Source organism: Streptomyces sp. NPDC036984 (assembly GCF_055607665.1).
Window position 1 is genome coordinate 1 of record NZ_JBVJRL010000001.1, and the last position, 21,730, is coordinate 21,730.

General features: G+C 72.1%; 22 protein-coding genes and 1 pseudogene. 14 read left to right on the forward strand and 9 right to left on the reverse strand.

Annotation, left to right across the window (positions count from 1 at the left end; translation table 11 throughout):
• The 3 genes and pseudogenes from ACZ7DL_RS00005 to ACZ7DL_RS00015 form a co-directional block, all read right to left on the reverse strand.
• On the reverse strand, nucleotides 1-187 hold a 187-nt coding region (locus ACZ7DL_RS00005), incomplete at its 3' end, for a hypothetical protein (protein WP_470770109.1).
• A gap of 212 nt (nucleotides 188-399) precedes the next feature.
• Nucleotides 400-780, reverse strand: a complete 381-nt coding sequence (locus ACZ7DL_RS00010) for a DUF6083 domain-containing protein (RefSeq protein ID WP_470770110.1) — start codon at nucleotides 778-780, stop codon at nucleotides 400-402.
• Between the two features lie 172 nt (nucleotides 781-952).
• Nucleotides 953-1,241 (reverse strand): annotated as a pseudogene (locus ACZ7DL_RS00015) (tyrosine-type recombinase/integrase); the annotation flags it as partial.
• Between the two features lie 182 nt (nucleotides 1,242-1,423).
• Between ACZ7DL_RS00015 and ACZ7DL_RS00020 the strand changes: the two are divergent.
• The 3 genes from ACZ7DL_RS00020 (at nucleotide 1,424) to ACZ7DL_RS00030 (ending at nucleotide 5,156) form a co-directional block, all read left to right on the forward strand.
• Nucleotides 1,424-1,597: a hypothetical protein gene (locus ACZ7DL_RS00020; RefSeq protein WP_470770112.1), complete on the forward strand. Its 174-nt coding sequence runs from the start codon at nucleotides 1,424-1,426 to the stop codon at nucleotides 1,595-1,597.
• 458 nt (nucleotides 1,598-2,055) lie between these two features.
• Complete coding sequence (locus tag ACZ7DL_RS00025) at nucleotides 2,056-2,481, forward strand: hypothetical protein (protein WP_470770114.1); 426 nt, start codon at nucleotides 2,056-2,058, stop codon at nucleotides 2,479-2,481.
• Nucleotides 2,478-5,156 carry a tetratricopeptide repeat protein gene (locus ACZ7DL_RS00030; RefSeq protein ID WP_470770116.1) on the forward strand — a complete coding sequence of 893 codons (2,679 nt, stop codon included), beginning with the start codon at nucleotides 2,478-2,480 and terminating at the stop codon, nucleotides 5,154-5,156. Before ACZ7DL_RS00025 ends, ACZ7DL_RS00030 begins: the two co-directional genes overlap by 4 nt.
• Before the next feature lie 286 nt (nucleotides 5,157-5,442).
• Here the strand turns inward: ACZ7DL_RS00030 and ACZ7DL_RS00035 are convergent, their stop codons facing one another.
• A complete protein-coding gene (locus ACZ7DL_RS00035; RefSeq protein ID WP_470771162.1) occupies nucleotides 5,443-5,841 on the reverse strand; it encodes an ArsR/SmtB family transcription factor in 399 nt (132 codons plus the stop codon).
• Between the two features lie 130 nt (nucleotides 5,842-5,971).
• Here ACZ7DL_RS00035 and ACZ7DL_RS00040 point away from each other — a divergent pair, with 130 nt between their 5' ends.
• Nucleotides 5,972-7,198 carry an MFS transporter gene (locus ACZ7DL_RS00040; RefSeq protein ID WP_470770118.1) on the forward strand — a complete coding sequence of 409 codons (1,227 nt, stop codon included), beginning with the start codon at nucleotides 5,972-5,974 and terminating at the stop codon, nucleotides 7,196-7,198.
• A gap of 107 nt (nucleotides 7,199-7,305) precedes the next feature.
• Here the strand turns inward: ACZ7DL_RS00040 and ku are convergent, their stop codons facing one another.
• Nucleotides 7,306-8,352: a non-homologous end joining protein Ku gene (ku, locus tag ACZ7DL_RS00045; protein WP_470770120.1), complete on the reverse strand. Its 1,047-nt coding sequence runs from the start codon at nucleotides 8,350-8,352 to the stop codon at nucleotides 7,306-7,308.
• Nucleotides 8,353-8,407: 55 nt separating this feature from the next.
• Here ku and ligD point away from each other — a divergent pair, with 55 nt between their 5' ends.
• Nucleotides 8,408-9,295, forward strand: a complete 888-nt coding sequence (gene ligD / locus ACZ7DL_RS00050; protein WP_470770122.1) for a non-homologous end-joining DNA ligase — start codon at nucleotides 8,408-8,410, stop codon at nucleotides 9,293-9,295.
• A gap of 64 nt (nucleotides 9,296-9,359) precedes the next feature.
• On the opposite strand, the gene ACZ7DL_RS00055 is transcribed toward ligD, so the two are convergent.
• Nucleotides 9,360-10,163, reverse strand: a complete 804-nt coding sequence (locus ACZ7DL_RS00055) for a nuclease-related domain-containing protein (RefSeq protein WP_470770124.1) — start codon at nucleotides 10,161-10,163, stop codon at nucleotides 9,360-9,362.
• Between the two features lie 100 nt (nucleotides 10,164-10,263).
• On the opposite strand from ACZ7DL_RS00055, the gene ACZ7DL_RS00060 reads away from it, so the two are divergent.
• The 5 genes from ACZ7DL_RS00060 to ACZ7DL_RS00080 all read left to right on the forward strand — a co-directional run bounded on the left by ACZ7DL_RS00060 (nucleotide 10,264) and on the right by ACZ7DL_RS00080 (nucleotide 15,973).
• Nucleotides 10,264-10,770 (forward strand): protein-tyrosine phosphatase family protein, encoded by a 507-nt coding sequence (locus ACZ7DL_RS00060; RefSeq protein ID WP_470770126.1) that lies wholly within the window; start codon nucleotides 10,264-10,266, stop codon nucleotides 10,768-10,770.
• A gap of 118 nt (nucleotides 10,771-10,888) precedes the next feature.
• Nucleotides 10,889-11,617 (forward strand): hypothetical protein, encoded by a 729-nt coding sequence (locus ACZ7DL_RS00065; protein ID WP_470770128.1) that lies wholly within the window; start codon nucleotides 10,889-10,891, stop codon nucleotides 11,615-11,617.
• On the forward strand, nucleotides 11,614-12,873 hold the full coding sequence (locus ACZ7DL_RS00070) for an ATP-binding protein (protein ID WP_470770130.1): 1,260 nt from the start codon (nucleotides 11,614-11,616) through the stop codon (nucleotides 12,871-12,873). The genes ACZ7DL_RS00065 and ACZ7DL_RS00070 overlap by 4 nt, the downstream gene beginning before the upstream one ends.
• 128 nt (nucleotides 12,874-13,001) lie before the next feature.
• Nucleotides 13,002-14,363, forward strand: a complete 1,362-nt coding sequence (locus tag ACZ7DL_RS00075) for an FtsW/RodA/SpoVE family cell cycle protein (RefSeq protein WP_470770132.1) — start codon at nucleotides 13,002-13,004, stop codon at nucleotides 14,361-14,363.
• A 35-nt stretch (nucleotides 14,364-14,398) separates the two neighbouring features.
• Complete coding sequence (locus tag ACZ7DL_RS00080; RefSeq protein ID WP_470771163.1) at nucleotides 14,399-15,973, forward strand: penicillin-binding transpeptidase domain-containing protein; 1,575 nt, start codon at nucleotides 14,399-14,401, stop codon at nucleotides 15,971-15,973.
• A gap of 37 nt (nucleotides 15,974-16,010) precedes the next feature.
• On the opposite strand, the gene ACZ7DL_RS00085 is transcribed toward ACZ7DL_RS00080, so the two are convergent.
• The gene (locus tag ACZ7DL_RS00085; protein WP_470771164.1) at nucleotides 16,011-16,787 is read right to left on the reverse strand and encodes a hypothetical protein; all 777 of its coding nucleotides are present in this window, start codon (nucleotides 16,785-16,787) and stop codon (nucleotides 16,011-16,013) included.
• Nucleotides 16,788-16,851: 64 nt separating this feature from the next.
• Nucleotides 16,852-17,961: a ferritin-like domain-containing protein gene (locus ACZ7DL_RS00090; protein WP_470770134.1), complete on the reverse strand. Its 1,110-nt coding sequence runs from the start codon at nucleotides 17,959-17,961 to the stop codon at nucleotides 16,852-16,854.
• Nucleotides 17,962-18,084: 123 nt separating this feature from the next.
• Between ACZ7DL_RS00090 and ACZ7DL_RS00095 the strand changes: the two genes are divergently transcribed.
• The 4 genes from ACZ7DL_RS00095 to ACZ7DL_RS00110 all read left to right on the forward strand — a co-directional run bounded on the left by ACZ7DL_RS00095 (nucleotide 18,085) and on the right by ACZ7DL_RS00110 (nucleotide 21,209).
• Nucleotides 18,085-19,023 (forward strand): AurF N-oxygenase family protein, encoded by a 939-nt coding sequence (locus ACZ7DL_RS00095; protein ID WP_470770136.1) that lies wholly within the window; start codon nucleotides 18,085-18,087, stop codon nucleotides 19,021-19,023.
• 71 nt (nucleotides 19,024-19,094) lie between these two features.
• Nucleotides 19,095-19,751, forward strand: a complete 657-nt coding sequence (locus ACZ7DL_RS00100) for a TetR/AcrR family transcriptional regulator (RefSeq protein WP_470770138.1) — start codon at nucleotides 19,095-19,097, stop codon at nucleotides 19,749-19,751.
• A gap of 4 nt (nucleotides 19,752-19,755) precedes the next feature.
• On the forward strand, nucleotides 19,756-20,058 hold the full coding sequence (locus ACZ7DL_RS00105) for a hypothetical protein (RefSeq protein WP_470770140.1): 303 nt from the start codon (nucleotides 19,756-19,758) through the stop codon (nucleotides 20,056-20,058).
• 110 nt (nucleotides 20,059-20,168) lie between these two features.
• Nucleotides 20,169-21,209 carry a C40 family peptidase gene (locus ACZ7DL_RS00110; RefSeq protein WP_470770141.1) on the forward strand — a complete coding sequence of 347 codons (1,041 nt, stop codon included), beginning with the start codon at nucleotides 20,169-20,171 and terminating at the stop codon, nucleotides 21,207-21,209.
• Here the strand turns inward: ACZ7DL_RS00110 and ACZ7DL_RS00115 are convergent.
• On the reverse strand, nucleotides 21,206-21,709 hold the full coding sequence (locus ACZ7DL_RS00115; RefSeq protein WP_470770142.1) for a hypothetical protein: 504 nt from the start codon (nucleotides 21,707-21,709) through the stop codon (nucleotides 21,206-21,208). The two genes, ACZ7DL_RS00110 and ACZ7DL_RS00115, sit on opposite strands and share 4 nt — an antisense overlap.
• Between the last annotated feature and the right edge of the window lie 21 nt (nucleotides 21,710-21,730).

The window sequence follows — 21,730 nt, forward strand, 5'->3', positions numbered from 1 at the left end:
CAACCCGGTTGAGGGCATCTGGTCCGTCCTGCGACGCACCACCGTGGCCAATCGTGCCTTCGCCGACCCCGATGACTTGATCACTGCCGTCCGACGCGGCCTTCGCCAGCTCCAGTACCGCCACGACGTCCTCGACGGCTGCCTCACCGGCACCGGCCTCCGACGCCAGCCACCATGACGACGTCACGCATTCAAGGTCAGTAGGTGCCCAAAGACCCCGCCATCAGCGAGAACGCTGAGGACGGGGTCTTCGCGTATGTGCAGGCATGTGGCACCCGGAGCGGCCGCATGCCGGGGTCATGGACTGTTGATGGACAGGATCTTGGGGCATTCGTCCTGGTCAGCCCCGGAGTTTTCCGAGTGCCCGTCAGCCCGGCGTCCGGGTTTTCCGAGTGCGCGTCAGCCGGCGTCCGGCCATTGCTCAGGGGGTGGAGGCGGCTCCGGCTCGTCCCGTTCCGCCTGCCGCGCGTTCTCTCCTCGTAGGGCCGTCAGCCAGGGCCATAGATCCGGCAGTGGTTGTGCCGGGCAGGCCAGGCGGTGCTCGACACGGCACCGCTGGAACTGATCCGGCGGACAGACCCCGTAGACGGTCACCCGCCCATCGGGCAGCTCGATCCACCGGTGCTCTGCCGGCACGGTGTGGGCGAGCGGAGCCATGTCCGGTTCCAACATCACCCAGTCATACTCAAGCGTCGCCACCCGATCTTGCGGTAAGCCGCAGTACGGGCAGCGCGACTGTCCGCCGCCGAGCCGGCGCGGCGTCTTTTCTAAAGCCCCCATAGAGTGAGGGTCGACAACTCTGCGGCCCGGGCGTAGAGCGCGAACCAGACGGGATACCTGGGGCAGTCGTGCACTGGTGGAATGGAATACGACCCGGCAGGTGAAACCAGCAACCACCGGCCGAGGAAATGCGGCTGAGACGCGACGAACCCCGCAATCCGGAGACCGGTGGCTAGCACCCTGGGGGCGGCCGTTCACTCAATTCGTAACAACAGCTCTCGATCTTGCGGTTTGCGATTTCCTTTCGGCCATCAACGCACTTGGCATAGCGGGACCGCAGAACCTCGACGCTGACCCCCGCACGCTCGGCAACCTCGGTGGGATCCACCCCGGCGTTGAGTCAGGTCGACAGTGCCGAGTGCCGGAGCTCGTACGGACGCGCAGCGAGCGGGGGAGGCGACCGCGGCCGGTGGCAGGGGCAGGGCGCGGGCTTCCTGCCAGACGCGGTAGTACGTGGACGAGCTCCCGGGACGGACAGGAACCTCGCGATGCGCTTCCGATAACAGGGCGTAGCGCTTAACGCACCGAACGAGATTGCCGCCGCCGGCCACCTCCGGCAGGACGAGGAGCAGCGGGACACCTCCTGCTGAGGGTTTTGCCCGTGCCGCACGGGCACTCGGTCAGTGAGCGCGGAGGTGCTGAGATGGGTGCGACAGAGAGGGCCAAGGCAAAGGCCGAGCAGGTCGTCGGAAAGACGGTGCGAAAGGCGGCCCACGCGCTGCACAAGGATGGGCTCGCAGCAAAGGGTGCCGCTCTCGAAGGACGGGGCAGGATGCGGGACGCGAAAGAGAGGACCAAGGGCTCCTTCAAGCACTGAACGTCAAGGGCAGTGGGGCCGAGCAGGGACAGATCGCGTTCTTGTTCCATCCCTCGCGCTTCGTCCCGGCCGGCGCCCAGGCCGCTGGGACGCCGGCGCGAGCGCGGGCGCGGGCCTCGGAGGTCGTGGCCCGCCGCTTCTTTGAGCGCTCGTGCCCCGCTGCTTCCTTGAGCGCTCGTGCCCCGCTGCTTCCTTGAGCGCTCGTGCCCCGCTGCTTCCTTGAGCGCTCGTGCCCCGCTGCTTCCTTGAGCGCTCGTGCCCGCGGCTTGCTTGAGCGCTCGTGCGCATCGCAGCCTCAACCCCGAAGCCGCCCCGTCGGTCCCCGGCGCCCCGCGCCCGTCGGACGACTTCGCGACATCCTGCACATGGCGGCTCACCGCCCTACTCTGGGGAGCCAAGCGAGCCAAGGGAGCCCGGGGGCGCGTTCGGACTGGGCTTGTGTGCAAGGGGGGTTGGGGATGGTGGGTTCGGAGATCGTTCAGTGGGTGGAGCAGGCCGGTCCCACGGTGTCCGCTGCGGTGGGGGCCTATGGGGCGGCGGTGCTGACGCGGGCGGAGGACACTGCCGCGGATGCCACCGTCAGTGTGGGCCGGCGCATTCTGCAGGCGGTGTGGCGGCGCGGGGACGAGGCAGGCAGGGCCGAGCTGGAGCGGGCGGTGGCCGAGGTTGCCGATGCGCCGGAGGATCCCGACACCCATGCGGTGGTGCGTCAGGTGCTCAAGCGCGCGCTGCGGGACGATCCGCAGCTGCGGGAGGAGCTGGCGGGTCTGTTGCCCGCTCCCGCACCCGGCGTCGTCAACATCACCGCGTCGGGCACCCGCTCGATCGCCGCTCAACACATCGGCACCGCCATCACCGGTGACGGGCGAACCGCACGCCCGTGACAGCCCGCGACTCCGAGCCGGAGCTCCACATCGAGGCACCCGGCAACCGTTCGATCGCCGCCCAGCAGATCGGTGCGGCCATAAGCGGTGACGTGCTGCCCGCCGAGGCCCTGCACGCACCGCACCGGGTCGCGGCCGCTCCGGGTACGTCCAACCTGCCCACGAACGGGCTGTGTCTGGGGCGTGAGAACGAGCTGACCTGGCTGCGGCGCACCTTGAGCGGACAGCGGGAGAGCGCCATCACCCAGAGCGGTACGGTGCACGGGCTGGGCGGGGTCGGCAAGAGCACCCTGGCCCTGCACTACGCGTTCCGCCACCGCAGCGACTACACCCTCATCTGGTGGATCAACGCCGCCTCCCCGGACACCATCGAGCAGTCCCTGACCGAACTCACCCATCGGCTGGTCCCCGAATGGGCAGCGAGAGCGCCTCGCGAGGCGCAGGTGGCATGGGCCATGCAGTGGCTGAGCTGGCATTCGGGCTGGCTGCTGGTGTACGACAACGTCGAGGATCCCGCCGACCTGGCCCCCTACACCGGCTCCCTCAACAACGGGCACCATCTGGCCACCAGCCGGCGCACCCGGGGGTGGCCGGACAGCGCACCCACCTTGTCGTTGGGCAACCTGGATCCTGACCACGCCACCGATCTGCTGTGCACGCTCGTCTTCAAGGACACCACTCCCAGTGCGCGGCAGGTGGCCGATGCCCGTTCCCTGGCCGCGGACCTGGGGTACCTGCCATTGGCTTTGAAGCAGGCCGGCGCGTACCTGGCGCAGAACCGTGGTGTCACCTTCGACGCCTACCGCCGCGGCCTGGGCACCAAGCTGCACAAGAACGCCGATGGCGTCGCCGCCGAGCAGACCATCGCCCGGGTCTGGCACGTCACCCTGCGTGCTCTGGCCCGACGGGACCCGCTGGCCGTGGACGTGCTGTACATCGCCGCCTGGCTCGCCCCCGACGACATCGCTCACACGCTGCTCGCCCTGCCCGGCACCGACCCGGCCACCCTGGCCGAGGCGATCGGGACCCTGGCCGCCTACAGCATGGTCACCGACACCGGCACCACCATCAGCATTCATCGCCTGGTCCAGACCGTTCTCCGCGCGCCCCAGGAGGAGGACGACCGCCGGCCGGAACAAGGACGCGAACGGGCCGAAGAAGCGCTGCTGCGCGCCTTTGTACGTGCCCCCGGTCAGGAGCCCATCGGCGACGCCCAGTGGGACGCCTTGACTCCTCATCTGATCGCCCTCGCCGCCGCCTCCCCGGCCGAGGATCACAACGCCTCTCTCACCGACGCCTACAAGATCACTGCTCGCCGCCTCTACGAGAGGGGTCACTCCGCTCGCGCGATTCCGTTGCTGGAGGTGACCTTGGCCCAGCGGCGGCGGGCTCTGGGTGATACCCACCCCGAGACTCTGACCAGCTGCAACAACCTCGGCTACGCCTACCGGGACGCGGGAGACCTGAAGCGGGCGATCCCCCTGCTGGAGACCACCCTCGCCCAGCGCGAGCAGATGCTCGGCGATGCCCACCCCAGCACGCTGACCAGCTGCAACAACCTCGGGCACGCCTACCGGTTGGCGGGGCATCTGGGGAAGGCGATCCCGCTGCTGGAGGACAGCCTGGGCCGCTGCGAGCAGGTGCTGGGCGACACCCACCCCACCACCCTGAACTGCCGCAACAACCTCGCCGGCGCCTACCGGGACGCGGGAGACCTGAAGCGGGCGATCCCCCTGCTGGAGACCACCCTCGCCCAGCGCGAGCAGGTGCTCGGCGACACCCACCCCGACACGCTGACCAGCCGCAGCGACCTCGCCAGCGCCTACCGGGACGCGGGAGACCTGAAGCGGGCGATCCCCCTGCTGGAGACCACCCTCGTCCAGCTGGAGCAGGTGCTCGGTGACACCCACCCCAGCACCCTGACCGCTCGCAACAACCTCGCCAGCGCCTACCGGCTGGCGGGACGTCTGCGGCAGGCGATCCCGCTGCTGGAGACCAGTCTGGGCCGAAGCGAGCAGGTGCTGGGCGACACCCATCCCGCCACCCTGACCAGCCGCAACAACCTCGCCAGCGCCTACCACGAGGCGGGGCAGCTCTCGCGGGCCATCGCCCTGCTCGAGGCCACCCTCGCCCAGCGGGAGCAGGTGCTCGGCGACACCCACCCCTCCACGCTGACCAGCCGCAACAACCTCGCCAGCGCGTACCGGCGGGCGGGGCGGCTCCAGCAGGCGATCGCCCTGCTCGAAACCACGCTCGCCCAGCGGGAGCAGGTGCTCGGCGACACCCACCCCTCCACGCTGACCAGCCGCAACAACCTCGCCAGCGCCTACCAGGACGCGGGGCGGCTCCAGCAGGCCATCGCGCTGTTCGAGACTGCCCTCGCCCAGCGGGAGCAGGTGCTCGGCGACACCCACCCCTCTACGCTGACCAGCCGCAACAACCTCGCCAGCGCCTACCAGGACGCGGGAGATCTCCAGCGGGCGATCGCACTGTTCGAAACCACCCTCAGCCAGCTGGAGCAGGTGCTGGGTGACACCCACCACTACACGGTGACCACCCGCGCCAATCTCGCCGGCGCGCGCCAAGCCCTGCACGACGTACAGCAGCCCGGTACGGCGACATCGGCAACGTCGGCAACCGAGCCCGGCCGGAACGGGGGTACGGGGCCCGCCTGACGTCCGCAGGCCGGGAAGGAGCCGGGCGGGACGGTGAGCCCGCGTGATCTCGGCGTCGGGTTCGGACTACCGACCGGTCCGTTCGGGTGCGGCGGGGCCGGCCGTCTGCTCGGCCACCGGCCTCTCCCGCCCCGCCGGCCCCGGCCCCGGCCCACACCCGCCGCGCGGTCCGCTGCCGATCCCGACCCCACACCCGCCGCGCGCTCCCCTGCCGACCCTGGCCCCACACCCGCCCCACACTCCCCTGCCAACCCCGGCCCCGCGCCCACCACGCTTCCCGGCCTGGTCAGTCACCCTCCGGCGGCGTCCACGCCACCACCAGGTCCAGCAGGCCGGGGAAGCGGGCGTTCAGGTCGGCCACCCGGACCTGACTGCGGCGCTCCAGGCCGTACTGGCGCTGCCGGGTGACCCCCGCCTCACGCAGGGCCCGGAAGTGGTGGGTCAGTGAGGACTTGGGGCGGTCGAGGCCGAACCAGCCACAGGTGTGGTCGAACTCCTGGGACTCCAGGAGCAGTTTGCGGACGATCCGCAGCCGCAGCGGGTCGCTGAGCGCGCCCAGCACGGTCTCCAGCCGCAGTTCGGAGACGGCCGGCTCGGGCAGCGGGTCGGGCAGGCCGGCTGGCTCCGGCAGCACCTTGATCCGCCCGGCTCGCCCGGTTCGCCCGTCCCGCCCGGTCTCTGTGATCGCCTGCCCGCTCAACTGCGGCTCCCTCTCCCCGACTTCCTGTACGAGTTCGATCGTACTACGTGCTAAGTTCGATCCCGCTCGTACAAGTACGACTCAACCAGTACTGCGTCCCGGGGAGGACTGCGCCATGACGGAGACGACGACCGCTGTACGTGCCCCAGGGGCAGCGCACGGCGGTGAGGTGCCCGTCCGGTGGGTGTGGCTCGCCGCCTGGCCCGTCACGGCGGTGTTCGTGCTGTCCAACGCGGCCACCCCGCTCTATGTGCTGTGGCAGCGCGAGATGGGGTTCAGCAGGGGCACGCTGACCGTGGTCTTCGCCTGCTACATCGCCGGGCTGCTCGCCTCCCTGCTGGTCTCCGGCATCGTCTCCGACCGGCTCGGCCGCAAGCCCGTCCTGCTGCCCGCGCTCGGACTCGCCCTGCTGGCCTGCCTGGTCTTCGCGACCGCCGGCGGGGTCGCCGCACTGGTCGCCGCCCGGCTCTGCACCGGAGTCGCGGTCGGGGCCGTTGTCTCGGCGGGCATGGCGGCGGTGACGGATGTGGCGGGACCCGCCCGGCGCCGGCTGGCGGCGCTCCTCGCGTCCTGCGCGATGGTCTTCGGCGCGGGCGTGGGGCCTCTGCTCGCGGGCGTGCTGTCGGAGACGCTGCCCGGGCCCACGGTCACCGTGTTCGCGGTGGAGGCGGTCCTGCTGGCCACGGCCGTCGCGGTGGTGCTCCGGATGCCGCTACGGCGCCCCGCGCGGACCGGCGCCGGTGCCTGGGTCCGCGTGCCGGGTGTGCCGCGCGGCGCCGGCCGGCCGCTCGCCCTGGGCATCGCCGTGTTCGCGCCCGGCATCACCGCCACGTCCTTCGTGCTGTCGCTCGGGCCCTCGCTGCTGTCGGGGCTGCTGGGCACCGGCAACCGGATCGTCTCCGGGGCACTGGCGTTCGCGATGTTCCTCTGCGCGACCGGTGTGCAGTTCGCGGTACGACGGCTGCGGCGCCGGACGGTCCTGGTCGCCGGGGCCGCCGCCACCGCCGCGGGCATGCTCGCGCTGGTCGCCGCCGTGCACACCGGTTCGGTGCCGGCGCTGGCCGCCGCCGCGCTGCTGGCCGGGGCCGGTCAGGGCATGGGCCAGCTGGGCGGCCTGTCCCTGCTGAACTCCACCGTGCCGGCGGGACGGCTGGCCGAGGCCAACGCGGCGCTCAACGTGGGGGGTTATCTTCCCGCCGGGCTCCTGCCGGTCACCGCGGGCTATGTGAGCGATGCGGTGGGACTGACGACCGGGGCGACGGCCTTCGGCACGGCGCTGGCCGCCTTGGCCGTGGCCGGGGGCGGGCTGGTGGTGCTGGGGCGAGGGGAGCCTCTCGAGTAACCGCACGGTGAGCGCCAAGGGGCGCGGGGAACTGCGCGACCGGCCACGGCGGACCAGCAGACGGAAACGGACCGGAGCCCCGCGGCGCCCCACAGGCACCGGCACCCTCACGCCGACCGCTTGCGCGACGCGGTCTTCTTCGCCGCCGTCTTCTTCGTCGCCGCGCTCTTCGCCCTCGTGCTCTTCGCCGCCGTGCTCTTCGCCGCCGCTTTCTTGGCGGCCCCCTCCCCCGCCTTCGACGTCGACTTGCGCGCAGGCGCGGCCTTCTTCGCCGTGGCCGTCTTCTTCGCCGTGGCCGTCGACTTCTTGCCGCCCGTCTCCTTGGGTGCGGCCCGCCCCCGTCGCAGCTGTCTGACCTCGGCCTCTTCCTCGGCGGCCCCGCGCGACTCCCGGGCCGCCCGCACGCTGTTCTCCAGCGCGGCCATCAGGTCCAGGACCTTGCCGCCGGCTGCGGGGGCCGGGGCCTCGGGCGGGGCCTCGCCGGAGGCCTTCGCCGCGATGACCTCCTCCAGCGCCTCCCGGTACTCGTCGTGCAGGTCCTCCAGGTCGACCTCGCCGAGGGTGTCCATCAGGGCGTCCGCGAGGTCCAGCTCCTTGTCGCGGATGGTGACGGCGGTGTCCGGGGCGACGCCCTCGGGGGCGCGCACCTCGTCCGGCCAGAGCAGACCGTGCATGGCGATGGCATCGCCGACCACGCGCAGCATGCCGAGGCGTTCGCGGCCGCGCAGGGCGTACTTGGCGATGGCGACCTTGTGGCTGCGTTTGAGGGCCTCGCGCAGGAGCGTGTACGGCTTGGCGGCGGGGGCTCCACTGGCCGCGAGGTAGTAGGCCGCGCCCATCTGGAGCGGATCGATCCGGTCGGCCGGCACGAAGGCGACGATCTCGATGGTGCGGGCGGTGGGGATGGGCAGGTGGGAGAGGTCCTCGTCGGTGATCGGGATGATCGCGCCGTCGGCGTCCTCGTACGCCTTGCCGATCTCGGCCTGGGTGACCTCACGCTCCTCCAGTTCGCACACCTTGCGGTAGCGGATGCGGCCGTTGTCCTCGGTGTGGATCTGGCGGAAGGCGATCGAGTGGCTCTCGGTCGCGTTGACCAGCTTGATCGGGATGCTGACGAGACCGAAGGAGATGGCGCCGTTCCATATCGATCGCACGTGTGCCGCACCCTTCCTTTTCCGTTTTTTCCGGTTCGTCTGGGATTGTCATCCTATGACGCCTATCACAGAGGTGGAGGGGCGCCGGGTCGCGCTCAGCAACCTGGAGAAGGTGCTGTATCCGGAGAGCGGCTTCGCCAAAGGGGAGCTGCTGCACTACTACGCGACCACCGCCGGGGCCCTGCTGCCGCATCTGCGCGACCGGGCGGTGTCCTTCCTGCGCTACCCGGACGGCCCGGACGGGCAGCTGTTCTTCACCAAGAACGTGCCGCCGGGTACGCCCGAGTGGGTCACCACCGCCGAGGTGCCGCGGTCGTCGGCGGACGGTCCGGCCCGGATGGTGGTGGTGCAGGACCTGCCGAGCCTGGTCTGGGCGGCGAACCTGGTCACCGAGTTCCACACACACCAGTGGCTGGTACAGAGCCCCGAGGAGGCGGACCGGCTGGTCTTCGACCTGGATCCGGGACCGCCCGCGACCGTCGTGCACTGCTGCGAGGTCGCCCTGTGGCTGCGCGAGCGACTCGCGGTGGACGGGATCGAGGCGTACCCGAAGACCGCCGGGTCGAAGGGGCTGCATCTGCTGGCGGCGGTGCGCGGGAGCTCGTCCGAACGGACGTCCGAGTATGCGAAGGCGCTCGCGGTGGAGGCCGAGCGGGCGATGCCCCGGCTGGTGGTGCACCGGATGACGAAGAGCCTCCGGCCGGGGAAGGTGTTCGTCGACTGGAGCCAGAACGCGGCCCGCAAGACCACGGCCACCCCGTACACCCTGCGCGCCCGCCGCAGTCCGCTGGTGTCCGCGCCGGTGACCTGGGAGGAGGTCGCCGACTGCCGCAGCCCGGGGCAGCTGGAGTTCCGGGCCGACGACATCGCCCCGCGGCTCCAGGACCTCGGCGACCTGATGGCTCCCCTGACGGACCCGGAGCAGGCCGTACCGCTGCCCTGACGGGCCCGGAGGAAGCCGTACCGCCGCCCCGACCGACCCGGAGGAAGCCGTACCGCCGCCCTGGCTACACCCTTCCCCAGGTGTTCCGGTCCCGTGCCATCCCGTGCAGCGCCTCCACGTCGGCCGGCTTGAGCACCCCGCCCCGCCGGGCCAGGCCCGCCAGCTCGGTGTCCCGCAGGATCCGCACCCCGCGCGGCTGCGCCGTCACGGTCACCTCGGCCGGACCCACCAGGGCCAGCAGCGGGCGGACCTCGGCGGTCAGGGCGTAGGAGGCGCGGTCGGCCGTGGCGCGCAGCCGGCGCAGCAGCGGCTCGGCCTCGCGGCGGCCCAGGGTGACCATCGGGTCGGCGATCAGGACCCGGGTCTTGCGGGCGTACAGGGCGTGCACGGCGAAGAGGCCGCCGGGGCCGATCGCCAGGTGGTGGATGCGGTCGCCGCCGGGCAGCGGAAGGGAGTGCAGGGTGTGCCAGCCGGCGCCGTCCAGCCCGTCCAGCGCGCGGCCGACGGTCTCCTCGGCGGTCAGGGCGCGCCGGCGCGGGTCGGGGCGCAGCCGGTGGGCGGGGCCGGGGTCGCGGTCGAGGGCGACGAGCAGGGCCTCGCCGGGGCGGTTGGGGGCCAGGTCGTCGTCCGGGTGGAGGGTCAGCCGGGCGAGTTCCGCGGGGGTCGGCACGGGGGGCGGGCCCACGGTCACCGGGCCGGTCAGGAAGGGTTTCAGGGCGTGCAGCACATCGTCCCTGCCGTCCTCGCGGAGCAGGTTGACCCGGCCGGTCTCACGGTCGTACCAGGCGACGTTGCTGCCGTCCTCGCGGCAGACGTACAGCCGCTCCCGGCCGTGCCGGTAGGCCGGCACCACGCGCAGTCCGCTCATGTGCCATCACCCCTCGACCATGGGAACAGGCGGGGTACTCCCGGGGCAAGACCGGTTACCTTGGATGGCGGCCCTGCGAGGGGGAGTTGGGGAGGCGCCGTTGCGGACCCGCGGAAAGCAGCCCGACGTGCCGGCTCCGGAGAGTCCGTGGAACGAGATCGTGCCCGGCCTGTGGATGGGCGGACACGAGTTCCGGGGCCGTTCCGGACGCCTGGAGGTCGCCGTCGTACATGACGAGTTCGATGTGGTGCAGTCGCTGCTGCGGCTGCCGGGGTACGGGCCCGATCCGGGCGTGGAGCACCACGTGTGGCCGATTCCGGACGGACCGCTGGACGGGACGCAGCTCGCCGGGGTGATCCGGCTGGCGCGGGCGGTGAACGAGGCGCTGGAGGCCGGCCGCCGGGTGCTCGTGCGCTGTTACCACGGGTACAACCGCTCGGGCCTGGTCATCGCGCACGCCCTGGCCCAGCGGGGCGACTCGGCCGATCAGGCGATCCAGCTGATCCGGGCCCGGCGCTCGGCGTGGGCGCTGCACAACGAGTTGTTCGTGGAGTATCTGCGGGCCGGGCTGTCGACCGTGCGGCTGCTGGAGGAGCTGGCCGAGTAGCCTCTCTCCCGGCACCACGCCCGGTGCGCAAAACGGACTTCCGTAAGAATCTGATCACACTTCCCTACGAACCCACGAATTAAGGTGTACGGGCCCGACCCCGACACCCAGGAGCACCGTGCCAGCCCGTCGTTCCGCGCGCACCGCCCTCGCCGTGGCCGCCGTCGCCCTGCTCTCGGCGACGGCGGCGGGCTGCGGGGACAGCGGCGGGCTGCGCGGCGCCGGGGCGACCCCGACCGCCGTCAGCCCGGCCAGGCTCTGGCCCGACCTGCGGCCGGCGTCCAGTCCGGCCTACCCGTACGACGTGGCGGTCCGGGCGACCGTCAAGGGCGTCAGCGTCCCCGGTGACGACATCCGGAAGGTGGATCCGGTGGACGTCGCCGAGGCCGAGTTCCGGGCGCACCCCGACGACTACGGGTCCAAGGGGGCGTACCACGCGACCGTGGACCGGATGAAGGAGTGCCGGCCGGGCGGTGACCGGGCCCGGTGTCCGCTGCTGAAGCCGTACTACCGGGACCTCACCGGGGACGGCCGGCCCGACCTGACGTTCGGCTTCCGGCTGTACCCGACCAACCAGACGGCGGTGCGGGTCTACACCGTCGAGCGGCACCGGCTGGTGCAGGTGCTGGCCGACAACGACGCGATCATCGGGGTGGAGCTGGCCGGCCGGGCCCTGATCGAACGCTCGCCGGCCGACACCTCCGGCTACGAGTACCGCACCACCTGGGTGTGGGACCCGGACCAGCGCGCGATGGCGTTCTCCCGCGACGAGTACCTGCACGTCGGCGACGGCCGCAAGAGCAGGTCCCCGTCCCCGTCGGCCAGCCCCCCGGCGAGCCCGCGATGAGGCTCGCGCTGCCCCGGTGGGCCGGGACACTCGCTGTGAAGGCCGGCGCGTTCATCACGGTGATGTGCTGTGCGCTGGCCGCGCTGCTCGGCGTCCTCGTCCATGTCTCGGTGACCGACCAGACCGTCGGCCAGGCCCGCGACCTGGCGCTGTCCCGGCTCGCGGACGCCACCCGGGCGTACGAGGCCGGGGACACGCTGCTGCCGGGTGCCGGGGTGGACCCCGAGGGGCTGCCCGCGCCGCTGCGGACGCTGGCGGCGGACGGGCAGCGCGGCACGATGGTCGCCACCTACCGGGGGCGCCCGACCATGTGGGCGGCGGGACCGGTGGCCGGGCACCGGGCGCTGGCCGTGGAGGTCGACTACTCGCAGCAGTCCCGCACCATCACCGGTCTGGACCAGGCGATCCTGTGGTCGTCGGTGCTGGCGATCGGGGCGACCGTGCTGGTCGGCGCGTTCGCGGTGACCCGGGTGACCCGGCGGCTGCACGGCACGGCGCGGGTGGCCCGGCGGATCAGCGCCGGTGACCTGGACGCCCGGGTGGACGACCCCCGCACGAAGGACCGGACCCGCCCGCAGGACGAGGTCGCGGTGGTGGCCGCCGCGCTCGACACGATGGCCTCCTCGCTCCAGAGCAAGCTGCTGAGCGAGCAGCGGTTCACCGCGGACGTGGCACACGAGCTGCGCACCCCGCTCACCGGACTGCACGCGGCGGCCGAGCTGCTGCCGCCGGGCCGGCCGACGGAGCTGGTGCGGGACCGGGTGGCGGCGCTGCGCACGCTCACCGAGGACCTGCTGGAGATCTCCCGGCTGGACACCGGACGGGAGCGGCTGGAGGTCGACACGGAGGGGCTGGGCGCGCTGGCCGAGCGGGTGGTGCGGGCATCCGGCACCGAGACGGAGGTGCGGATCCTGCGGGACGCGCGGGTGGAGACCGACCGGCGGCGGCTGGAGCGGGTGCTGGGCAATCTGGTGGCCAACGCGCACAAGCACGGGGCACCTCCGGTGGTGCTGGCCGTGGACGGGCCTGTGGTGACCGTGCGGGATCACGGGGCCGGGTATCCGGACTACCTCGTCGCACACGGGCCGCAGCGGTTCCGTACGGAGGGCGGGGCCAAGGGGCACGGACTGGGGCTGACCATCGCGTTGGGTCAGGCGGAGGTACTCGGCGCTGCGCTGACTTTCGCCAACGCGGCGGACGGGGGTGCGGTGGCGACGTTGACGTTGCCTGCGGCCGGGTCCGGCTCGGGGCCGTAGGTAGGTTGCGGGGCGCGGGTGCGTCGTGGCCGGCCGTGCCCACGCGGCGGAGCCGCACATCAGCACCGGCCCGAGTCCCTTTGGGGCGCCTGCCCGCGCAGACTGCCCTGTTTGGGTAGGTTCCGGGCATGACGAAGGCCGGAACCACCGTGACGGCGGCCCCCGCTCCCGTACGCGCCGTACGCCTGCCCCGGCGCCGCGGCATCGAACTCTCCCTGCTCGTGCTGGCCGTCCTGCTGTCGGTGTACGGCTACTGCGCGGTGGGGCTGGCGCGGACCGGTACCGTCCCGCCCGGTGCCGTCGGTTACGGTGCCGGACTCGCCGGCCTCGCCCTGTTCGCGCATCTCGCGGTCCGGATCCGGGCGCCGTACGCCGATCCCCTGCTGCTGCCCATCGGCGTGCTGCTCAACGGCCTCGGGCTGGTCCTGATCTACCGGCTCGACCTGGAGACACCGGGCGACCAGGCGGCCCCCACCCAGCTGGTGTGGTCCACGCTCGGGGTGGGCCTGTTCATCGGCGTCGTGCTGGTGCTGCGCGACCACCGGGTGCTCCAGCGCTACGCGTACGTGTGTGTGGTGGCCGCCCTGGTGCTGCTGGTGCTGCCGATCCTGTTCCCGGCGGTCAACGGCGCCCGGATCTGGATCCGGATCGCCGGATTCTCCATCCAGCCGGGCGAGTTCGCCAAGGTGCTGCTCGCGGTGTTCTTCGCCGCCTATCTGGCCGCCAACCGCAGCGCCCTCGCGTACACCGGCCGCCGGCTGTGGCGGCTGCAGTTCCCGACCGGGCGGGTGCTCGGGCCGATCCTGACGATCTGGCTGGTGAGCGTGGGTGTGCTCGTGCTGGAGCGGGACCTCGGGACCTCGCTGCTGTTCTTCGGGCTGTTCGTGGTGCTGCTGTACGTCGCCACCGGGCGGACCGGCTGGATCGCGGTCGGGCTGCTGCTGGCCGTGCTCGGCGCCTTCGCCGTCGGGCGTCTGGAGCCGCATGTGGGCGGGCGGATCGAGGACTGGCTGCACCCGTTCGCCACCATCGAGGCAGGGCTCGGCCCCAACCAGCTCTCCCAGTCCCTGTTCGCCTTCGCCGCCGGCGGGGTCCTCGGCACCGGGCTCGGGCTCGGGCACTCGATCCTGATCGGCTTCGCCGCCAAGTCGGACTTCATCCTGGCGACGGCCGGCGAGGAGCTGGGCCTCGCGGGCCTCGCGGCGATCGTGCTGCTGTACGCGCTGCTGGTGGAGCGCGGTTACCGGGCGGGCCTCGCGCTGCGCGAGCCGTTCGGCCGGCTCCTCGCGGTCGGGCTCGCCTCGATCGTGGCGCTCCAGGTGTTCGTGATCGCGGGCGGGGTCACCGGGCTGATCCCGCTGACCGGCATGGCGATGCCGTTCCTCGCCCAGGGGGGCTCCTCGGTGGTCACCAACTGGGCGATGGTGGCGCTGCTGATCCGGGTCAGCGACTCGGCACGCAGCCAGTACGACGGCCGGGAGGCACCGTGACCGAGTACGGCGGGTTCTCCGAGGGCGGGCGGCCGATGGCCAGGTACATCCGGCACGCCTGCGGGTTCTGCGCCCTGCTGCTGGCCGCCCTGCTGGTCAACGCCACCCGCGTGCAGGTCGTCCAGTCCGGCGAGTACGACGGCAACCCGGCCAACCGCCGGGCCGCCATCGCCCGTTACCAGCAGCCGCGCGGCAACATCCTGGTGGGCGGCGAGCCGGTCACCGGGTCCGTGGACACCGGCGAGCAGCTGCGCTACGAACGCACCTACCGGGACGGCCCGTTGTACGCGCCGGTCACCGGTTTCGCCTCGCAGAGGTACGGCACCGCGTTCCTGGAGCACGCCGAGGACGGGGTGCTCTCCGGTACCGATCCGATGCTGGCGCCGCTGCCGCTGTGGAACGACGTGACGCGCGGGCGGACCCTTGGCGGGGACGTCGTCACGACCCTGAACCGGCGGGCGCAGGAGGCCGCCTACCGGGGGCTCGCCGGGCGCAAGGGCGCGGTGGCCGCCGTCGAGCCGGCCACGGGCCGGATCCTGGCCCTGGTGACCAGCCCGTCGTACGACCCGTCCGAACTGTCCGGCAACAACGAGGCGGTGACCTCGGCGTGGGCCCGGCTCAACGATGATCCGGAGAAGCCGATGCTCAACCGGGCGGTGCGCCAGACCTATCCGCCGGGGTCGACGTTCAAGGTCGTCACCGCGGCGGCGGCGCTGGACGCGGGCGTGGTCACCGACCTGGACGCGCGCACCCGCTCACCCGACCCCTACCGGCTGCCCGGCACCACCACCCGGCTGACCAACGAGGCCGACGGCTGCGCGGACGCCTCGGTGCGGGACGCCTTCGAGTGGTCCTGCAACACGGTCTTCGCCAAGCTGGGCGTGGACGTGGGGGTGCGGGACATGGCCGCCACGGCACAGGCGTTCGGGTTCAACGACAGCGGCCTGCGCATCCCGTTCTCCGTGTCACCGAGCACCTTCGACACGCATGTGGACAAGGCGCAGCTCGCGCTGTCCTCGATCGGGCAGTACAACACGCGGGCCACCCCGCTGCAGATGGCGATGGTCGCGGCGGCGGTCGCGGACGGCGGCCGGCTGCGGCCGCCGTACCTGGTGGAGCGGACCACCCGGCACGGCGGCGAGACGATCGCCGGCAGCGGGGCCCGGCCGGGGCGGCAGGTGATGCGGCCGGCCACCGCGGCCCGGCTGAGGGAGCTGATGGCCGGCGTGGTCCGGGAGGGCACCGGCACCCGGGCGGACATCCCCGGCGTGCTGGTCGGCGGCAAGACCGGCACCGCCCAGCACGGGGTCGGCAACACGGGCGTGCCGTACGCCTGGTTCGTCTCCTGGGCGCAGGCCGCGGACGCGCCGGAGCCGCAGGTGGCGGTCGCGGTGGTGGTGGAGGACGCCTCGGCCGACCGGGGCGAGATCAGCGGCGGCGGGGACGCGGCACCGATCGCGAAGGAGGTGATGCGGGCGGTGCTCGGGGGCGGGACGGGAGCCGACGCCGGCGGACGGCCCGACGCCGGACGCCGCCCGCCGGCGGACGTCGTTCCCCCCGGCACGGACCGGAGGGAACAAGGGAACCGGAGGGATCGGGAAGACCGGTGAGACCGGTAGCCCGGTGAGACCGGGGAGCCGGTGGTGGTCAGCCGATCGGCTTGAGCATCTCGGAGCGGACCTCGACGGTGTTCCGGGCGGCGTTCTCCAGGTCCACGTCGGCGGCGTCCTTCTCGGAGCGGTCGATCTCGCCGACGATGGCCGCCGTATTGCCGTCCGCCCACGCGCAGACCGGGTAGGTCATCTTCACCAGGGCGGTCTCCTGCCGCAGGACCTGGCAGGTGACGGTGACGTCCGAGCCGGGCACGGCGACGTCCCGCGCGGGCTCCTCGACCGTCACGCTGTCGGCCTCGGCGGCGCCTTCGAGCATCTTGCGGCGGACCGAGGACTCGTTCTTGAACCGGCCGTACATGCCGGATACGAGCAGCATGCCCTGGGTCTCGTCGCCGCGCGGGCTGTAGCGGCCGACGGCGGCGTGGATGTCCTTGGCGTCCCAGGCGCCGTCGGCCTCCTCCTCGATCTTCTTGCCCTCCGTGCCGGAGAGGTCCTCGGCGAGCGTGTACTTCCCGTCGAGCAGGGTGTGGGGCAGCACCAGTTTGTTCTTCGCCGCCGGGAAGCCGCTCTCGGCCACCGTTCCGATCACGATGAGCAGCGCCACGACGGCGGCGACGACACCGCCCACGATGCCGAACACCAGGCCGATCCGCCGCTTCTTCGGAGGCGGGACCATGGGCGGTACGCCCCAGCCGGGGTACAGCTGCTGCTGGGCGGGGTAGGGCTGCTGGGGGTACGGGGAGCCGTACGGTCCCGGAGCCTGCGGGGGCTGCTGGCCGTAAGGGCCCGGGTTCTGCGGCGGTGGAGGCATGGACACGCCAGCACGCTACTGCACCCGGGTGAACGAGCCGGCACCCGGACCCCCGCGCGCCCGATCAGTCCTCCGCCGCCCCGGACTCGATCGCCGCCTCCACCTCGGCCACCCGCTCCCGCTCCTCGGCGGCGAAGCGCTCGGCGTCCAACCGCTCGGCCAGCTCCTCGTCCTGGGCCATCAGCAGATCCAGGTTGGAGTCGCCCAGCTCGAACACGCCCATGTCCGCGTAGGCCTGCTGGAGCCGCTTGCCCCACAGGCCGATGTCCTTGACGCACGGGACGATGCGGCTGAACAGCAGCTTACGGAAGAGCCGGAGGAACTCGGACCGCTCGCTCAATGCCTGCGCCTCGGCCTTCGGGATGCCGAAGTTCTCCAGCACCTCCACGCCGCGCAGCCGGTCGCGCATCAGATAGCAGCCCTCGATGACGAACTCCTCGCGCTCGCGCAGTTCGGCGTCGGTGAGCTGCCGGTAGTAGTCGCGCAGCGCCATCCGCCCGAAGGCGACGTGCCGGGCCTCGTCCTGCATGACGTACGTCAGGATCTGCTGGGGCAGCGGCTTGGTCGTGGTGTCCCGGATCATGCCGAAGGCGGCCAGTGCCAGGCCTTCGATCAGCACCTGCATGCCCAGGTAGGGCATGTCCCAGCGGCTGTCGCGCAGGGTGTCGCCGAGCAGGGACTGGAGGTTGTCGTTGATCGGGTAGACGAGCCCTATCTTCTCGTGCAGGAACCGGCCGTATATCTCGGCGTGCCGGGCCTCGTCCATGGTCTGGGTCGCCGAGTAGAACTTGGCGTCCAGGTCGGGCGCCGACTCCACTATCCGCGCCGCGCAGATCATCGCGCCCTGCTCACCGTGGAGGAACTGGCTGAACTGCCAGGAGGCGTAGTGCCGGCGCAGCTCACCCTTGTCCTTGTCGGAGAGCTTGTCCCAGTACGGGGTGCCGTACAGGGACATCGCCTCCTCGGGCGTGCCGAGGGCGTCGTACGGGTCGACCTCCAGACCCCAGTCGATCCGGGTCTGTCCGTCCCACTGCTTGTCCTTGCCCTTCTGGTACAGGGCGAGCAGGCGGTCACGGCCGCCGTCGTACTCCCAGCTGAACCGGGCCGCGCCGGCGGCGGGCACCTGCCAGAGGGAGTCCTTGGGGTCGTTGGCATAGAGGTCGTGCGTCGGCATACCCGGCAGGCTCACACGTAGACGCCGAGTCAACAAGTGCTGCGCGGGGGATTGACGGGCTTGCTGACAAGCAGTCTCATAAGACGCACGACGACTACCCCCGGGTAACGAGGTGAGGGAGCCATGACGACCCTGACGGAAGCGGACGCGCTGGACGGGCTGCACGACGCGCTCGGCCTGCTCAAGGACCGGGAACAGGTGGCCGAACGGCTGCTCGTCTCTTCCGCCAAGCACTCCTTCGATCCGGACAAGGAGCTGGACTGGGACGCGCCCTTCGAGGAGGGCAAGTGGTTCTGGCCGCCGGAACTGGTGTCGCTGTACGACACGCCGATGTGGAAGCGGATGAGCGAGGAACAGCGCATCCTGCTCTCCCGGCACGAGGCGGCCGCGCTGGCCTCGCTCGGCATCTGGTTCGAGATCATCCTGATGCAGCTGCTCGTCCGGCACATCTACGACAAGGCGGCGACGAGCGCGCATGTGCGGTACGCGCTCACCGAGATCGAGGACGAGTGCCGGCACTCGAAGATGTTCGCGCGGCTGATCGAGCACGGGGGCACGCCCTGGTACCCGGTGAGCCGCGCCCACCAGAACCTGGGCCGCCTCTTCAAGACCATCTCCACCACCCCCGGCTCCTTCACCGCCACGCTGCTCGGCGAGGAGGTGCTGGACTGGATGCAGCGGCTGACCTTCCCGGACGAGCGGGTCCAGCCGCTGATCCGGGGCGTCACGCGCATCCACGTCGTGGAGGAGGCACGCCATGTGCGGTACGCCCGTGAGGAGCTGCGGCGCCAGATGGTGACCGCGCCGAAATGGTCCCAGGAGTTCACCCGGGTCACCTCCGGGGAGTTCGCGCGGGTCTTCTCCGTCGCCTTCGTCAACCCCGAGGTCTACACCAACGTCGGGCTCGACAAGCGGGAGGCGATGGCCCAGGTGAAGGCCAGTGGCCACCGCCGGGAGGTCATGCAGTCGGGCGCGAAGCGGCTGACCGACTTCCTGGACGACATCGGGGTGCTGCGGGGTGTGGGGCGGCGGCTGTGGAGGTCCTCGGGGCTGCTGGCCTGATGCAGGCCGCGGGAAGCGGGGGCGCCGGCAACCGCCGACCCCCGCAGGCCCCCGCGATTAGGCTGACCCGCATGACCCCGTCGGCCACCCCCGCCTATCGTCGGCTCAGTGTCGAGGAGCGACGAAGCCAGCTCCTCGTCGCCGCGCTGTCCCTCTTCGCGCACCGGGCGCCCGAGGACGTCTCGCTGGACGACGTGGCGGAGGCGGCCGGGGTCTCGCGGCCGCTGGTGTACCGGTACTTCCCGGGCGGCAAGCAGCAGTTGTACGAGGCCGCGCTGCGGTCGGCCGCCGAGGAGCTCCGGCAGTGCTTCGGGGAGCCCCGCGAGGGCCCCCTGCTGCCCCGCCTGTCCCGCGCCCTGGACCGCTATCTGGCCTTCGTCGACGAGCACGACACCGGCTTCAGCGCCCTGCTCCAGGGCGGCAGCGTGGTGGAGACGTCCCGTACGACCGCGATCGTGGACGGGGTGCGCCGGTCCGCCGCCGAGCACATCTACGAGCACCTCGGCATCGCCGATCCCGGGCCCCGGCTGCGCATGACCGTCCGGACGTGGATCACGGCCGTGGAGGCGGCCTCCCTGATCTGGCTGGACGAGGACAAGCAGCCGCCGGCCGGGGAGCTGCGCGACTGGCTGGTGGACCAGTTCGTGGCCGCGCTCAGCGTCACCGCGGGCCGCGACCCGCAGACCGCCGCGCTGGTCGGCGCGCTCGCCGAGGATGGCCGAGACTGAAGCCGTGAAGAGCCAGGACACTCCCTTCGAGGGCGGCCCCATGGACGGGCGCGTGCTGCCCGTCCTCGTCGGCCCCACCGGGCACCCCCCGAAGACGTACCGCATCCCCGTCCCGGACCCGGACGGCGGCCCGCCCACCGTGCTGGTGTATCACCGCGTGCCGCGGGGGCACAGCAGGCGGCTGGGGCTGATCCAGGGGTGGAAGTACCGGTACGACCCGGACGACACGTCCGAGGGGAAGCTCAGGTGGCCCTGGTCCAAGCCATCGGGCTCGCCGCGCGGCGAGCCGGGCGACACCCAGGGGTGACAGGGTTGCGCCGAACCGCGCAGCCCGGCGTGCGCCACATACGCATCATCTGATTATCGCGGTGCGATGGGAGGTGGAAAGCCCACCCTCGCCGCAACGGAGATGATGTCGTGTCAGGAAGGCTTCTGCGTCTGGCCTGTACGGCCGCGGTGGCGGCCCAGGCCGTCCTCGCGCCCGTGCCCGCCGCGGCCGCACCGGAACCGCAGCCGTCCGTGGCCGAGCTGCTGACGGACCTTCAGCAGCTGTACCGGCAGACCGAACAGGCCACCGAGACGTACAACGCCACCACGGAGCAGCTGGAGCTGCAGCGCGCCGAGGTGGACAGGCTCGACGGTGAACTGGCCCGCGCCCGGCTCGCCCTGCACGGCAGCCGCACCGACGTAGGCCGCCTGGCCCGGCAGCAGTACCAGAACAGCGGCGGTCTCGGTCCCTACGTCCGCCTCCTCCTCGCGCCCGACCCGCAGCACGCGCTGGACGAGGGCCATGTCATCGGCGAGCTGGCCCGCGCCCGGGCCCGGACGGTGGCCCGGCTCGCCGCCACCGAGAAGCGGAAGGACACACTGGCCCGGGCGGCCCGCAAGGCCCTCGACACCCAGCTCACGCTGGCCGGCCGGCAGAAGAAGCAGCGCGACGACGTGCGGACGAAACTCGCCGACGTGGAACGGCTGCTGGCCGGGCTCACCCCGGACCAGCTCGCGGCCGTGGCCCGGCTGGAACAGCAGGGGGTCGCCGAGGCCCAGCGGCGCCTCACCACCGCGGGCTCCCTTCCCGCCGACCGCCCGGCCTCGTCCGCGGGCGAGCGCGCGGTCCGCTACGCCATGCAGCAGGTCGGCAAGCCCTACGAGTGGGGCGCGGCGGGCCCCGACGCGTACGACTGCTCCGGCCTCACCTCGCAGGCGTGGTCCCGCGCGGGCACCCCCATCCCGCGTACCAGCGAGGAGCAGTGGGAGCAGTTGAAGCGGGTGCCGTTGAAAGAACTCCGGCCGGGCGACCTGGTCGTGTACTTCCCCGAGGCGACGCACGTGGCGATGTACGTGGGCGAGGGGAAGGTCGTCCAGGCGCCGAGGCCGGGCGAGAAGGTCACGGTCTCCCCGATCGCCGGCTATCCGATCCTCGGCGCGGTACGTCCCGGCCCGGCAGAACGGGGCTAGCCCGGGCAGAACTTCTTCTCCGCCGCGGCCGCGCCGTCCTCGAACCCCTTCCGGAAGTTGTCGTTGACCGGCACGCGCTTGAGGTCCCGGACGTCGCAGTCGTTCTTCATGGCCGCGTAACCCGCCTTGTAGCCCGCCGCGTACTGCTCCTGGGCGTTCTTGCGCGCCCCCTGCTCGGCCGAGCCGCACCTGACCTCGGGGCCGCCCGCCTGCCGGGCGCTGACGGTGCCGGCGGCATGGCTGATGGTCGCGGAGAACCCGCCGTCGGCATCGGTCCGCACGGTGCCCTCGGCGCCGTGGGCGGACTCGATGAACACGGCCTTGTCCGGCGTGAAGTCCTCGCCGACGACCTCCAGGTGCGTCGGGCCGTCGGCCCGCGAGACACCGCAGGTGGGCGACGCCGCCGCGGCCGACGGGGCGGCGAGCGTCACCGCCCCCACTGTCAACGCCGACACCGCCAGGGGTGTCAGCACCGCCAGGCGTACGCGTCGACCGTCCATGGGGAACTCCTACGTGACTCG

Excerpts from the sequence above, each read along its gene's own strand:
- ACZ7DL_RS00075 (WP_470770132.1), top strand. The coding sequence starts at position 13,002 with ATGACGAAGGCCGGAACCACCGTGACGGCGGCCCCCGCTCCCGTACGC.
- ACZ7DL_RS00025 (WP_470770114.1), top strand. The coding sequence starts at position 2,056 with ATGGTGGGTTCGGAGATCGTTCAGTGGGTGGAGCAGGCCGGTCCCACG.
- ACZ7DL_RS00080 (WP_470771163.1), top strand. The coding sequence starts at position 14,399 with ATGGCCAGGTACATCCGGCACGCCTGCGGGTTCTGCGCCCTGCTGCTG.
- ACZ7DL_RS00020 (WP_470770112.1), top strand. The coding sequence starts at position 1,424 with ATGGGTGCGACAGAGAGGGCCAAGGCAAAGGCCGAGCAGGTCGTCGGA.
- ACZ7DL_RS00040 (WP_470770118.1), top strand. The coding sequence starts at position 5,972 with ATGACGGAGACGACGACCGCTGTACGTGCCCCAGGGGCAGCGCACGGC.
- ACZ7DL_RS00055 (WP_470770124.1), bottom strand. The coding sequence starts at position 10,163 with ATGAGCGGACTGCGCGTGGTGCCGGCCTACCGGCACGGCCGGGAGCGG.
- ligD (WP_470770122.1), top strand. The coding sequence starts at position 8,408 with ATGACGCCTATCACAGAGGTGGAGGGGCGCCGGGTCGCGCTCAGCAAC.
- ACZ7DL_RS00070 (WP_470770130.1), top strand. The coding sequence starts at position 11,614 with ATGAGGCTCGCGCTGCCCCGGTGGGCCGGGACACTCGCTGTGAAGGCC.
- ACZ7DL_RS00090 (WP_470770134.1), bottom strand. The coding sequence starts at position 17,961 with ATGCCGACGCACGACCTCTATGCCAACGACCCCAAGGACTCCCTCTGG.
- ACZ7DL_RS00100 (WP_470770138.1), top strand. The coding sequence starts at position 19,095 with ATGACCCCGTCGGCCACCCCCGCCTATCGTCGGCTCAGTGTCGAGGAG.
- ACZ7DL_RS00010 (WP_470770110.1), bottom strand. The coding sequence starts at position 780 with ATGGGGGCTTTAGAAAAGACGCCGCGCCGGCTCGGCGGCGGACAGTCG.
- ACZ7DL_RS00115 (WP_470770142.1), bottom strand. The coding sequence starts at position 21,709 with ATGGACGGTCGACGCGTACGCCTGGCGGTGCTGACACCCCTGGCGGTG.
- ACZ7DL_RS00085 (WP_470771164.1), bottom strand. The coding sequence starts at position 16,787 with ATGCCTCCACCGCCGCAGAACCCGGGCCCTTACGGCCAGCAGCCCCCG.
- ACZ7DL_RS00095 (WP_470770136.1), top strand. The coding sequence starts at position 18,085 with ATGACGACCCTGACGGAAGCGGACGCGCTGGACGGGCTGCACGACGCG.